Annotated in this window: 13 protein-coding genes; 3 read left to right on the forward strand and 10 right to left on the reverse strand. The window is 43.1% G+C overall.

The window, feature by feature from the left end; genetic code table 11:
- Window positions 1-167 precede the first annotated feature (167 nt).
- Window positions 168-980: a carbon-nitrogen hydrolase family protein gene (locus tag GNF10_RS01645; protein ID WP_185585716.1), complete on the reverse strand. Its 813-nt coding sequence runs from the start codon at window positions 978-980 to the stop codon at window positions 168-170.
- A gap of 210 nt (window positions 981-1190) precedes the next feature.
- Between GNF10_RS01645 and GNF10_RS01650 the strand changes: the two genes are divergently transcribed.
- Window positions 1191-1784, forward strand: a complete 594-nt coding sequence (locus tag GNF10_RS01650) for a MarC family protein (protein WP_185585715.1) — start codon at window positions 1191-1193, stop codon at window positions 1782-1784.
- A 148-nt stretch (window positions 1785-1932) separates the two neighbouring features.
- Here GNF10_RS01650 and trxA read toward each other — a convergent pair whose 3' ends face one another.
- The 8 genes from trxA to GNF10_RS01690 all read right to left on the reverse strand — a co-directional run bounded on the left by trxA (window position 1933) and on the right by GNF10_RS01690 (window position 9983).
- Window positions 1933-2256 (reverse strand): thioredoxin, encoded by a 324-nt coding sequence (trxA, locus tag GNF10_RS01655; protein WP_012411836.1) that lies wholly within the window; start codon window positions 2254-2256, stop codon window positions 1933-1935.
- 458 nt (window positions 2257-2714) lie between these two features.
- Window positions 2715-3878 (reverse strand): GuaB3 family IMP dehydrogenase-related protein, encoded by a 1164-nt coding sequence (locus GNF10_RS01660; RefSeq protein ID WP_185585714.1) that lies wholly within the window; start codon window positions 3876-3878, stop codon window positions 2715-2717.
- Window positions 3879-4215: 337 nt separating this feature from the next.
- Window positions 4216-4746: a YdcF family protein gene (locus GNF10_RS01665; RefSeq protein WP_185585713.1), complete on the reverse strand. Its 531-nt coding sequence runs from the start codon at window positions 4744-4746 to the stop codon at window positions 4216-4218.
- Window positions 4747-5181: 435 nt separating this feature from the next.
- Entirely contained in the window at window positions 5182-5412 is a 231-nt protein-coding gene (locus GNF10_RS01670) for a type II toxin-antitoxin system HicA family toxin (RefSeq protein WP_185585712.1), read from the reverse strand.
- Window positions 5409-5627, reverse strand: a complete 219-nt coding sequence (locus tag GNF10_RS01675) for a type II toxin-antitoxin system HicB family antitoxin (protein WP_260445913.1) — start codon at window positions 5625-5627, stop codon at window positions 5409-5411. The genes GNF10_RS01670 and GNF10_RS01675 overlap by 4 nt, the downstream gene beginning before the upstream one ends.
- A gap of 120 nt (window positions 5628-5747) precedes the next feature.
- A complete protein-coding gene (gene sbcD / locus GNF10_RS01680) occupies window positions 5748-7001 on the reverse strand; it encodes an exonuclease subunit SbcD (protein ID WP_185585711.1) in 1254 nt (417 codons plus the stop codon).
- Window positions 7002-7076: 75 nt separating this feature from the next.
- Window positions 7077-7802, reverse strand: coding sequence for a phosphoadenosine phosphosulfate reductase (gene cysH / locus GNF10_RS01685; RefSeq protein ID WP_185585710.1), 726 nt, complete (start codon window positions 7800-7802; stop codon window positions 7077-7079).
- A 591-nt stretch (window positions 7803-8393) separates the two neighbouring features.
- A complete protein-coding gene (locus GNF10_RS01690) occupies window positions 8394-9983 on the reverse strand; it encodes a DHA2 family efflux MFS transporter permease subunit (protein ID WP_185580443.1) in 1590 nt (529 codons plus the stop codon).
- A 330-nt stretch (window positions 9984-10313) separates the two neighbouring features.
- On the opposite strand from GNF10_RS01690, the gene GNF10_RS01695 reads away from it, so the two are divergent.
- Window positions 10314-10910 (forward strand): TetR/AcrR family transcriptional regulator, encoded by a 597-nt coding sequence (locus tag GNF10_RS01695; protein ID WP_185580442.1) that lies wholly within the window; start codon window positions 10314-10316, stop codon window positions 10908-10910.
- Between the two features lie 188 nt (window positions 10911-11098).
- On the opposite strand, the gene patD is transcribed toward GNF10_RS01695, so the two are convergent.
- Window positions 11099-11452 carry a heterocyst frequency control protein PatD gene (patD, locus tag GNF10_RS01700; protein ID WP_012411843.1) on the reverse strand — a complete coding sequence of 118 codons (354 nt, stop codon included), beginning with the start codon at window positions 11450-11452 and terminating at the stop codon, window positions 11099-11101.
- A gap of 218 nt (window positions 11453-11670) precedes the next feature.
- Here patD and GNF10_RS01705 point away from each other — a divergent pair, with 218 nt between their 5' ends.
- Window positions 11671-13944 carry a bifunctional (p)ppGpp synthetase/guanosine-3',5'-bis(diphosphate) 3'-pyrophosphohydrolase gene (locus GNF10_RS01705; RefSeq protein ID WP_185580441.1) on the forward strand — a complete coding sequence of 758 codons (2274 nt, stop codon included), beginning with the start codon at window positions 11671-11673 and terminating at the stop codon, window positions 13942-13944.
- The last annotated feature ends 119 nt before the right edge of the window (window positions 13945-14063 follow it).

A 14063-nucleotide genomic window follows, 5' to 3' on the forward strand; every position in this document is an offset into this window, starting at 1 on the left:
GCATACTACTGCTATGCTCCTAAAAAATTGAAGATTCTAATATTGATATAAACCGGGTATTTACCCGGTTTTTTATTTTATTTATAAGGGTTGGGAGTTGGGAATTGGGCATTGCTCAATAACCAGTAGTTATTTTTCCCCAGTCCCCAGTCCCCAGTTCCCAGTCCCTAGAACACCCTATGTTGTAAAGAGGGCATTTGACGGCGGACTTGTTCAAGCCTAGTAGGTTTGATTTCTGCGATCGCAATTCCCGGTTTTTCTCCAGCATCAGCTAAAATTACGCCCCAAGGGTCGATAATCACGGCGTGCCCGTGGGTTAGACGGCGGGCATAGTTATTACCCGTTTGGGCAGGAGCAATGACATAGGCGGTATTTTCGATGGCTCTGGCTTGTAGTAGTACTTGCCAGTGGTCTTTGCCAGTAAAGGCGGTAAAGGCGGCGGGAATAAAGATAACATCGGCTCCCTTATCTGCCAAATGACGATACAGTTCAGGGAACCGGACATCATAACAAATAGAAAGCCCTAAATTACCGAGTTTTTCTGAGAAATGGACGGGTGGTAGTTCCGTACCAGCCACAACAGTGCTGGATTCCCGATAGGTGTTGCCGTCGGGGACATCAACATCAAATAAGTGTACTTTGTAGTAACGTGCAAGTTCTTGACCGCTTGGGTCGATAAGTAGAGTTGTGTTATAAACTTTGCCTGTATTGTCTACAGGAAGTGGAAAGCTGCCGCCCAAGATCGTAACTTGAAAGCGTTGAGCCATTTTTTTGAGAAATTTTTCACTTTCAAGAGCGATCGCATCACCTTGTGCGAGTTTATCTTTTTCTTCTCCCATATAGGAAAAGTTTTCTGGCAAGCCTACCAGTTCAGCACCTTGACGCACGGCAAGCTCTATTAATTCTTCTGCCTGAGCCAAATTTTTGTGTAGATCGGGCACACTTGTCAATTGAATAGCGGCGGCTAAATAAGACTTCATAGATTCAACAACGAACAGTTGATTTATGGAAGATAGATTATCAAAATATATCGCTACTTCAACATCTATGGAACTTAATTAGAAATATGTCAGCTAAGATTTCCTTTACCAGACTTATTTTATTGCTGATTTTAATCTTCCTCTAGGTTCTGGCAAACAGAGCAAGATTGGCATTAGTTTATGATCAAACCCTGATAAAAGTTACCTGCTGTGGATATTTCTATTTTCGTTCAAACATTTATTGCTGTGTTTGTCCTAGCAGATGCTGTGGGCAATATACCGATTGTTTTAGTTTTGACTAAGGGCATGATGCCAGACCAAAGAAACAAAGTTATAGATAAAGCAATTATCGTTGCGATCGCAGTTCTTTTGCTATTTGCTTTTGCTGGGCAAGTAATTTTAAATTACTTGGAAATCAGTATCGGCTCTTTGCGAGTAGCAGGAGGTATATTGTTGCTGTTAATTGCTTTGCAAATGCTGCGGGGAGAATTAGATCAGCCAATTGTTGAAGAAGGACGCGATGTCGCAATTACTCCCCTAGCTTTACCACTGCTAGCGGGGCCAGGGACTTTGACAACGGTGATGTTGCTGATGTCGAAATCACAGAGTCCGCATATTAGTGTCGCGGTGGGTATCGTAGGGGCGATGTTTGTCACTTGGTTAATTTTGCGTTTGGCAAATCTGATTGACCAGTGGATTGGTGCAGAAGGTGGAGTGATTGTGACTCAACTTTTGGGCTTTCTGTTGGCGGCGTTAGCAGTGGAAATTGGTAGTACGGGAGTTAGAGAATTATTTTTGAGCTAGAAAACTCCTAAAAATATTCTGAAAGTGTATACAAATGTAAACAAGTTTGAAAAACGAGAAATTCGCGCCTCTCAAACTTGTTTGTAAAAATTAACCTAAAGCTAGAACAACATTGATAACTCAAAGGGATTTCGTTCCCAATTGAGTTTCAAAGATACTTTTCTAAAGTGGAAGCTAATGTACTTTTAGGTACAGCGCCTACCACCATATCTACTTTTTGTCCATCTTTAAAAATCATTAATGTGGGAATACTGCGGATGCCGTACTGACTAGCAACTTGAGGATTTTCATCCGTGTTGACTTTGACGACCTTGATTTGACCTTTGTACTGTTCGGAGATTTCATCGACAACAGGAGCTACCATACGGCATGGTCCGCACCAGGGTGCCCAAAAGTCAACTAAAACGGGTACATCGCTGTCGAGTACTTCTTGCTTGAAACTAGAATCGGTAACTTGTGCGGCTGTTGACATGCCTAAAACCTTCGCCAATAATATCTGAACTTGGTGAAAATTCTACCATAGCAAAAACCTCAGCTTGGGAGTCTAAGGATGTACATTTGCAAAGAAGCTCTCGAATTTATTTACAAACATAAGGAACCGCCCGAACAGTAGTCCGGGCGGAGTGTGGTGTGAGGAGTGAACGGAAACATTCGTCTCCGCTATCTCTATTGTAGGCGACATATCGGATTTTTCCAGCAATTGTTTAGGGGGCTGGAAAAATTTATTGCAGAATTTGGGATTGGGAACTTGTACTGAGCGTATCGCTAAAGCGAAAGCTCCGCTAACGCGTAGCGTCTCGTAGAGAAGTCGTTGGCGTAGCCTCTCGTTAGAGAAGTATTGGGAAGAGGACTTGGGGACAAGGAGAATTCGGGACAAGGGGAAAGACTTGTTTCAAGTTCTCACTTCTTGTCCCCTTGTCCCCCTGCCCCTTATTTCCCCATACCTAATTGTTGAGCTTTTTGGTAAACTTTACCCTCGGTTAATAGAGAAGGCGCAATCACAACTTCCACTTGCTGCATTTCTTTAATATTTTTGGCTCCTAAAGTGCCCATGCTCGTCTTTAAGGCTCCTAAAAGATTGTGAGTGCCATCATCTAGTCCGGCTGGGCCAATGAGTATTTGTTCTAGGCTACCAGTGGTGGCAACGCGAATGCGGGTACCACGGGGCAAAACTGGGCTGGGAGTTGCCATACCCCAATGATAACCCCGTCCTGGGGCTTCTGCGGCTCTCGCAAAGGGTGAACCAATCATCACACCATCAGCACCACAGGCGATACATTTACAAATGTCGCCACCGGTGATTAAACCACCATCAGCGATAATGGGGATATAGTTACCAGTTTCTTTGTAGTAATCATCTCGTGCTGCTGCACAATCTGCGATCGCAGTTGCCTGTGGCACACCCACACCCAAGACCCCACGGGATGTACAAGCAGCACCGGGACCAATTCCCACTAGTACGCCAGCCGCCCCAGCTTTCAACAAATTCAACGTCACGTCGTAAGTCACGCAATTCCCCAACACCACAGGGATGGGCATAGAACGGCAAAATTCTGCTAAATCAAGTGGTATTATCGACTCTGGTGACAGATGTGCAGTAGAGACTACTGTCGCTTGAACAAAAAATAAATCGGCCCCAGCTTTTGCTACCGCCTCACCGTATTTGCTTGCACCGGCTGGAGTTGCGCTTACCGCAGCAATGCCACCTTGTTCTTTAATTTCCTGAATACGTTTTTCAATTAATTCCGGCTTTATTGGTTCGGCATAGAGTTCTTGCATCAGGGCAACAAATTCATCTTTCCCCACAGAGGCAATCCGATCTAATATTGGCTCTGGGTCAACGTAGCGAGTGTGAATACCCTCTAAATTGAGGACACCTAATGCTCCCAACTGTGACAAACGTACAGCCATACGAACATCTACTACGCCATCCATTGCACTGGCAATTATCGGAATTTCTCGCTCAATATTGCCAATACGCCATTTAGTATCTGCCAAACTAGGATCTAGTGTTCTGTTACCAGGAACTAGAGCAATTTCATCTATTCCGTAAGCTCTGCGAGCTGTTTTTCCCCGCCCAAGTTGAATTTCCACGCTTTAACTTTTATTCAAATCTGTTTAAGCTAGGGTATCAAATTGTGAGATAAGTTGGGGCGTTTTTTTCCTTGAGCTACACAGATAAATTCCATTTACGCAAGTCACCACTCAAAACTTTGATGGACGCAAAGTATTCACTAAGCAACCAAATGAGCAAAAACAGTTAATTGGTTTTTATATTGTGTTGTTTTAGGGTTAATGTTGCGCTAGTTTTGCGATCGCTGTGCTTTCATGTGTCTATTATTACTTAGTTAGTATCACGATTATTGCCATTAATGCTCTTAAATTTACCTATCTTGAATTACATCTTGATGATTAAATTCACACTGTTGATTTACCGTTTATTTTTAGCTGCATCCACACCAGTGTAACCAGTTGCTATCCAAAGTATGGCCCTGGCTCCATCGCGGATAGATTTTTCGATAGATTCAGGGGGTTTTTCTGAAGGGACTGGCACTGGTTTTAAATAAATACCTCGACTACCCAAAATAATTTCGCCGATGACACAAGCCCGGCGCATGTGGAAGTCTGAAGTAATTAAATAAACGCTCTTAATACCACGAGCTTGCAAATCATCTACTAACGTAGTAAAATTAGTAACTGTATCTACGGCTTCATAATCCAGGTGTAAACGCTTAGGATCAACACCAGCTTTGCTAAAGACTCGTTGGGTGAATCTAGGTGGACTACCCCCAGTAATCCAGATTGGTATATTTGGATGCTGGCGAACAAATTCTGCCGTAAACTTCTCTCGCTCTAAACGTCTCGTTGAACCACCCAACACTACAACTGCTTGCGGCTGTACAAATTGGTTTTGTACTTCTTTGTATCCCCACCACGTAATTAGTGGTAGTACAAAAGCCATAAAACGAAAAGATTTACCTGTAAAGAGTAGCTTATTCAAGGCTCGATAACTTTTTTTACTAAGTCAAAAATTTCCTCTAGCTAGAAGAAAAACAATAGTTGATAGTAGAGTAGCAAACTCCTCAATAATCTGCCCAAAAATATAAATTTGGGTGACTTTCGTGTTACAGCGCGATTAAGCGGGTTTGAAGTTTTTCCTTTAATTGATGGATTATCCTAACCTGTATCGGAAAATTCATCAAAGGGTTCTAGCACCTTGTAGAAGAACCCCATTTAGTAGTTGACTTTTCATTTTATATAGAAAATCCCTATCCTAAATATTGTAAAGTCAGGCAAGCACTGGTAGAGTTGGCATTGCCTAGCAAAATATGGTAATGTGTTGTAAAAAATCAGAGTAATGCCCACCTTTCCCTGATTTGCCGATCACAAATAGCTATTAATACTTACAACAATTCCCTAAATTCTTCACGAGTATTTGGCAATCGCGTAATATTTGTGCCAGTAAACCACGACCAATTGTTTCACCTGAATGTACAGGAACTACTGTCCTGCGACCATCACTGTGTATCATAATATGATGACTACCACGTACTCTAGCCACTTCAAAATCGACTTTGCTAAGGGCTGCAATAACTTCCCTTCCTGTGACGCTTGGGAATTGACTCATATCTCAACTGCGACTCGTTGAATACCAACGAAGTCCAGTGAATCTTGCTGTTCTTCCTCAAATTCTAAACAAAGTTCAATCGCTTCTCTAATACGCTCCATCAACTCATCTAAAGTTTTGGCTTGCGTATGACAACCAGGAAGATTTGGGACGGAAGCAACAAAGTAGCCGTCTGCATCTTGTTCAATAATTACATTAAATTCTCGCTTCATCATGAACTGCCCTGAAGTTATATTATATTCTCTCATTATTGAAAGAGCGATCGCCCCTACAGTGAGAAAATATAATCATGCGATCGCTACCCTTAAAACATGAATATGTAATTGGCATCTATCCTACTCGCTAGTTGCTGCTTCTAGCCAGATTTCCACATCATCCGCTAGCAACTTCTGTGCAGCATCTAGCATTGATGTTGCTATGTCTTTGAGGTCTTCGCGGTTGTTCAAGTAAGTTTTCAAAGCTTCCATTGGGTCGATGCTGCTACTCGCAGTCAATTCAGGAATCCGGGGTCTGGCTAATTGACTTACTAATTCTGCTTGAATGGTGTAGGTATGAGCCGGACTTAAAGCAGTATGTAGAGAAGAACTGTCAATTAAATCCATTTGTTCGGAGCGGAGTTTGTAAATTAGCCGTACTACAGCATCTTGAATATCATACTTAGCGATCGCTTTCATTAACAACGCTTGCGGCTCATCTGCTTTTGAGATATCCACCTCAATGGTGCGGAAAGTCCGAACTGTTAAGGGACAAAATTCCCATTCAGCCTTGCCTCGCTCCAGTTCCAACATTACATAGCCTTTGTCTTCTTTTTCTTCACTAAAATCTACCCGCTCAATACTTCCCGGATAAATCACCGGCGGGTTGTTGGATTTATTGAGGTTCTGGTGGCGGTGGACATGTCCCAACGCTACATAATCAAAACAAGGTCGCGTTAGCAAAGATAGGGGTAGAGTAAAGCCTTTACCCACTGCCAAAAAGCGTTCTGCCCCCAAGCTAGCATTGTCAGCCATCAAATGAGCTAAAAGCACTGTTGGCACATCAGGGTCAAGACGGCGAATTTCCCCTTCCATTACAACTCGCAGACGTTCCGTTAACAGTTCGTTGACTTCCGCCAAAGACGAACCTTCAGTCTCTTGGCGAGTCATCAGGGTAGAACGAGTCAACCAAGGGAGAGTAATTACTTGCACTTTGCCATTGCGGGTTTCGATGCAGTGAGTAGTTAATGTATCACCGACAACAAACCCTGGCACTCCCAAAGTGCGGTAAATATTTAAACTCGCTCCTCCCTGTCCTTGAGAATGCTGGTCGTGGTTGCCTACCAACAATACTGTTGGAATATTGGCATCCATAAGACGGCGAAATTGGCTGGCAAAAGCTTGTTGTACATAAGGCGGGGGTGTCGCATCCGGGAAAGCATCGCCACCAAATATCACCATATCAACAGCGTCTGTCAGCGCTCGGTCAATACAGATAGACAAGGTGTTGACAAAATCCTCTAATCGTGTGTTTAACCCAGTTGTAGGATTAATTCGTCCGTGGGAGAAGCCGCTTCCCATGTGGATGTCGGAAAGATGGAGGATTTTAATCATATTTGTCTTTCGTCCTTAGTCATTTATCCTTTGTCTAATACTAATGACAAATGACAAATGACCAATGACTAATAACTAAATATGGATTCCACATTCTGTTTTATCACTTCCCCGCCAACGTCCAGCGCGTTCGTCTTCGCCTTCACCTACTTTGGTGGTTATGGGTTGGTCGCCGATGCTGGGATAACCTTTGTCATGGAGTGGGTTGTAGATGACTCCATGCTCAGCCACGTAAACCCAGCTATCTTGGCGTGTCCAGGTAGCAATGGGATTTACTTTCAGCCGACCTTTACCATCAAATTCAAATATGGGCATATTCGCACGGGTTACTGCTTGGTCACGGCGGCGACCAGTAATCCAAGCGACGCTGTTGAGTTCGTCTAGACCCCGTAACAGTGGTTCAATTTTTGTAATGTGGTGGAATTTAGCAATATCCGTATCCCAGAGTTTGTCGCCGTATTTGGCTTCAAAGGCTTCGCGGGTTTCTACGTCTGGAGTTTTGAAAGTTTGCAAATCCAGATTGTAGATTTCTTTGGCTTTGGCTACTAATTCTAGGCTTTCAGGGAAATGATGCAAGGTATCGAGAAAGATTACAGGAACGGGATGCTTCAGTTCACTGTAAAGAATATGGGTAATTATCATGTCATCCACGTTAAAGGCGCTTGTTTGCACCAATCCCGTTGGGATATTCTCTATAGACCATGCCAGTATCTCTTTGGGAGTGGCAGTTTCAAATTCCTGATTTAATTTTTCTAAGTCAAAAGCGATCGCTTGGTTTCTAGATGCTGTAGAGACTGTCATGATAATCTTCTATTCAAATATTTCTACCTTGATTACGATTTATTTTACTCCATAAAGGCGCGTATTCCGCTCGGAGTTCAGGTATTTATTCTGTTCGGAAATTACTACATTTTGGAACTGGAGAATAGGAAGTGGGGAGACTGAAAGACTAACCCCTCATAAGTAAAAACCGATACTTAAGTTGCAAATTAATTTTTTGTTAAGAAAATTTACGGGATTTTAAGTTTTACAGCGCTTTTATAGATATTTATACTGATTTTGATATGGTTAAGGAACTATTAAAAAAAGGATTTTTACTTAAATGAACGATTCAAAATTCAGCAATCCATTAGGCCAATCTATAATCATGGGCGCTTTAATGATGTTAACCAGTGTTGGAGTTATTACAATAATGAACTTTTTCTAAGATCGTAATTTCTAATTTTAGCAATAAGACTTCACATAATCCTGCTCAAAACAGAGTGGGATTTTTATTTTTTATCTAGATATATCAGTATATATTAATTTTTCTCTGTGACTTTCGGCTCAGAAGAATTTTTAAGCCGTGTTTTTACATAGTCTTACATGAGAAAGCTTAAAATTGATATCCGTCTAATGACTGATTGATGCTTTCGCTCCGGCACCGCCTTTACCCAAAAATAGTAATAGAGGTAATGAGCAAAGGAACCCGATCCCTACCACTCGAAAGCAATCTGCGTAAGATAAAACAGCGGCTTGAGTATTTACTGTTTGACTTAATAAAGCTAGTGCTTGTTGTTGTGCTGTTGCCGCATCCATACCTTGGCTTTGAAGTGCCCCATTGAGTAAATCTAGACGTTGATTGGTTTCTGGGTCATAAGGGCTAAGTTTTGCTAACAAGATAGCTCGATGAAAAGCGTGTCTTCGGTCAAGCAAAGTGGTAAGTAGGGCAATGCCGATACTGCCACCTAGTTGTCGAGTCAGGTTGTAGAAACCAGATCCAGCAGAAACATCTTGTTTGGGTAGCGGGCCTAAAACTGCCAAACTCAAAGGCAGAAACATCAACACAGTAAAAGCCCCACGCCATACCAATGGCCAAAATAAATCATCTGTGCCAGTTTGTGGGGTAATTGCTGCAAGTTGAAACATAACTCCAGATGAGCCGACAGCGCCCATTGCAATTAAAAATCGGGCATCAATTTTACTGGATAGCTTGCCTAATAGAACCATAACGATCGCAGAGGCTAAAGCACCAGGCGCTAACAATAGTCCTGTCTGCGTTGCCGTAAAGTGCAGTACACTTTGAGCAAATATCGGCACTGCAAAGAGTGTGCCATAAAGCCCCATACCCACTACTGCTGAGAGAACGCTTCCCGCAGCTAAAGAACGGTGACGCAAAACTCTCAAATCTACGGCAGGATGCGCTATCTTCAACTCGTACCAAATAAATAGCCCTAATCCGATAATACTGGCGATCGCTAACGTGGTGATGAAACCGGAGGAAAACCAGTCTTCTTTCTCTCCTTCTTCTAACAAAGTTTGCAGACAGCCGATTGCAATAATCAAAAACCCAATGCCGAACCAATCGACAGATTGGCTTTGTGTCTCGCTTTTGTCTTTGTCTTTGGGCAAAAACATGAAGGACATTGCTACTGCAACGATCCCGAAGGGAATATTAACAAAGAAAATCCACCGCCAGCCCAAACCATCTACCAAGAATCCTCCTAAAGTCGGGCCGATAGCCGGGCCAGCAATTACACCTACTCCAAAAACTGCCTGTGCCAAACCCTGTTCAGCAGGTGGAAAAGTCTCAAACAAAATCGCTTGTGCTTTAGCTAGCAACCCGCCACCACATAAACCTTGAAGAATTCGGGAAAGAACCAGCATCGGTAAATTGAATGCTAACCCGCATAAAACCGAGGCAATGGTAAAGCCAATCAACGAAAAGATAAAGTAAGTTTTGCGTCCAAAGTAATCTCCCAGCCATGCAGATAAGGGAATTAAGACGACATTTGCGATCGCATATCCAGTTACTACCCAACCTACCTCACTGACAGTTGCACCCAAACTAGCTTGCATATCCGTCAGGGCAACGTTCACAATACTGGTATCAATTACTTCTAAAATTGCACCAAGAGAAGCTGTCAAAGCGATCGCCCACTTCAATGGCCCGTGGACATAACCAAATTTATCAAAACTAGAACGTTTAATGTTGGCAGCCATTTTAATTCGTAATTCGTAATTAATATTCGTCAGATCCTATCTGGGTTTCCTTCTTTGGAATCAAAGCTATGCCTGGATTGGGCTACGCTTACACCAAAGCTAAAGTTAAGTATATTATCTATACGCTACGGTAGCGTATCATATAAAAACGGTCAAGGAAGACTTCAATGAAAAGCAGCAGAAATACTTATGCTAAAGATGGATAGTCACTTTTGTTGTTTTCGTGTATGAAAACTTGGTAAAAGGGCTTATTTGTTTCCCTGATGCTTGTTCTGTTACCAAAGCCAGAAGCAGATTGCCAAAAAGATATTGCTTGGGGATGATATTTTTATGAGTAACCAAATCAACAGTCCTTCTGGACGACCACGTAGCATTCACGCCGACCAAGCGATTCTGCAAGCGACCTTAGACTTACTTGCAGAGGTAGGATATCAAAGCATGAGTATAGAAGCGATCGCTTCTCGTGCTGGAGTTGGTAAAACGACCATCTATCGGCGTTACACTTCCAAAGAAGAACTAGTTGCAGACGCGATAGAAAGTTTGAGAGATGATTTAGCGATCCCCGATACCAGCAGCTTTTGGGGAGACATGGATATTTTGATCGAGAATGCCGCCAAAAAGATAGATAGTCCCCTTGGTCGTCAGACACTCGCTTTGATAATTAGTACAGCATCTAGCAATCCTCAGTTTGCCGAGGTTTACTGGACAAAATATACAAAACTCCGACGTGAAGCATTCTCTAAAGTACTTGAGCGTGCCCAGTCTAGAGGTGAAATACACAAGGATGCAGACGTAGACCTAATTATCGACCTGGTGAGCGGATCATTATATTATGCACTGATCTTTAAACCCACTACCGAACCAGTAGAAGCATATATGCGCCGCACAATGAATCTTCTCCTCAAAGGGATTGGGTATGGGGCATAGGGCATAGGGCATGGGGAAAAATCTGAAATAAGGCTTTTTTAGATCAGAACTTTAAAAGGACAACGAGAATAACCGATGCCCAATTCCCAATTCCCAATTCCCCACCTTATAACTTGTTAGCAAAATAACTTTTCACGAACGGTTGTAAATGAGATGATGGATTAATTAGAGAAAAAGGTGAACAATTGTTATTTTTCTCCTTCCGCTTCTGGTTGCAGAATAGCATTACAGTACTGAATGAGGGTTGTCAAACGATCGCTAATCGTCTGAAGTCTCGTCTGTGCAGTAGATGCTTGCCGCGCTCCTTGCAAAAACATCACATCTATTGCCAACAAACGCAATTGCTTGCTCATTTCCGTTTGATAAGACTGTACTCGCCAGTTTTCATCAGCCAAAGGCACAATCTGCTGTCCGAAAAATTGCTGCAACGAGGCTACACGCACTCGCAGTTCAGGCGCAGCAATTTGGGTCGTTGTGGCATCGGAGCGTAATTGCTCAAGCAAGGTTACGAGTGCCAAATATTTCTCAGGGTTTAAAGACATCCAGTGCTAGTTAAGATAGTATTAGTGTCAAGTAATTTTTCTTTTACAATAAACTTTCTTAAAGGCTTATTAGCACTAAAAGCCTCAAATCCTGATTTGAGGCTTTGTTTGCCATCAATGGATTTTCCAGTTTAATGGGCGACAGCATTTTCTTAGGGTGATGCTGCCACTTTTATTTATCATTCACTTATCTACCGATCCTATCCAAACCCACTTGTATGAGCAGTCTAGCTATAAATTCATCAGTTGATCTAGCCATTCCAGAATGGTTAAAAAAATGTTTGAAGGAGTCATCGACAAGTAACGGCGAAGTGGAAGATGACCGAAGGCATAGTGATGCAGTTTTAATTGGTCGTGCATTTGAATATGCTTACCAACTCCATCAAGGTCAATACCGCAAATCGGGGGAAGCATACATTGCTCATCCCATTGCTGTAGCCGACTTGCTGCATGACTTGGGAGGTAGTGCTGCTATGATAGCAGCTGGATTTCTCCATGATGTAGTTGAAGATACAGAAGTTACAAGTCAAGAAATTGAAGAACGCTTTGGCGCAGAAGTGCGGCAATTGGTTGAAGGTGTAACAAAGCTTTCTAAAATCAATTTCACCAGCAAAACCGAAAGCCAAGCCGAAAACTTCCGGCGGATGTTTTTGGCAATGGCGCAAGATATCCGGGTCATTGTGGTGAAATTGGCAGATCGTTTGCATAATATGCGAACTTTACAATATATGTCAGAGGCCAGCCGCCGCCGTAGTGCCCAAGAAACGCGAGATATATTCGCGCCTTTAGCCAATCGCTTGGGGATTTGGCGAATTAAATGGGAACTGGAAGATTTGGCTTTTAAATATTTGGAACCAGAAGCTTTTCGCCAAATGCAAGAGCTTGTTTCTGAAAAACGGACGGCGCGAGAAGAGAAACTGGCTAGAGCTACGAACATGTTGCAAGAGCGTTTGCAGCAAGCCGGAATCCGCTTTCAGGATATTAGCGGTCGTCCCAAGCACCTTTATAGCATTTACCAAAAAATGCACCGTCAGCAAAAGGAATTTCATGAAATTTACGATTTGGCAGCGCTGCGGATTATTGTTCAAAGCAATGAGGAATGCTATCGGGCGTTGGCGGTGGTTCATGATGCTTTTCGCCCAATTCCTGGGAGATTTAAAGATTACATTGGGCTGCCAAAGCCTAACCGTTACCAGTCGTTGCATACCGGGGTGATTGGACTAACTGGTCGCCCTTTAGAGGTGCAAATTCGGACAATCGAAATGCATCATATCGCCGAGTATGGGATTGCCGCCCATTGGAAATACAAAGAAACTGGAGGTTCTAGTATTAGCCATTTGACAGGGACAGATGACAAGTTTACTTGGCTGCGACAACTGCTTGAGTGGCAAACTGATCTCAAGGATGCACAAGAATATCTTGATAGTGTCAAGGATAATCTATTTGAAGATGATGTCTATGTCTTCACCCCTAAGGGGGATGTTGTTCCTTTAAGCCCCGGTTCTACCACTGTAGATTTTGCTTATCGCATTCATACCGAAGTTGGAAACCACTGTTCAGGGGCGCGGGTGAATGGGCGAATGGTGTCTTTATCAACGCGGCTACACAATGGCGATATTGTAGAAGTTCTCACCCAAAAGAACTGTCATCCGAGCTTGGATTGGTTGAACTTTGTTAGAAGTTCGGCAGCGAAATATCGAATAAAACAATGGTACAAGCGATCGCGCCGCGAAGAAAATGTTGCCCGTGGACGGGAATTGTTAGAAAAGGAACTAGGTAAAACTGGTTTTGATAGTTTGCTAAAGTCCGATGCAATGCAGATTGTCGCCGAAAAGTGTAACTACCACAGTGTGGACGATTTACTTGCCGGTTTGGGTTATGGTGAAGTGACGTTGAACTTGGTGCTAAATCGTTGGCGAGAAGTGGCGAAGGGACAACAACCAGTGTCTACAGTGCCGCCATTTATCCCCAAAGAACCACCTACTACATCAAAAGCTTTGCGAGATGCGCCTCCAACTACTTCCCGCGCCAGTGATTCGCCTATTGTTGGGGTAGAGGGGTTGGTATATCATTTAGCTGGATGTTGTACCCCGATTCCTGGCGAACCGATTATTGGTGTGGTGACGCGAGGTAGGGGGATTTCAATTCATCGCCAAGGCTGCAATAATCTGGAGACTGTGGAATATGAGCGCTTAGTACCAGTTAGGTGGAACCCAAGCGCCGAAAATAGTGGTCGTCCACACACGTACCCAGTAGATGTTCAAATTGAAGCCCTTGACCGTGTAGGGGTGCTAAAAGATATTTTGTCACGGTTGAGCGACCAAGGAATCAATGTCCGCCATGCTCAGGTGAAAACCTCTGTTGGTCAACCTGCATTGATGGACTTAGGAATAGATATACGCGATCGCTCTCAATTAGAGCAAGTGTTCGTCCAAATTAAGAAAATGAGCGACATTTTGAATATCCGCCGCGTTGGTCAAATTGACGAGTAATAGGGGTATCAGTATCTCCATAACAAAAAACCTTCTCTTGCTTACCTAGCAGCCTGTCTGGGAACTCAATGTGGTGGCTATAAACTGCGTCTAAAGAGATAAAACCTTCCCTGGCAGGT

Origin of the sequence: Nostoc sp. UCD121, from assembly GCF_014222285.1 — a bacterium.
Classification (GTDB): domain Bacteria; phylum Cyanobacteriota; class Cyanobacteriia; order Cyanobacteriales; family Nostocaceae; genus Nostoc.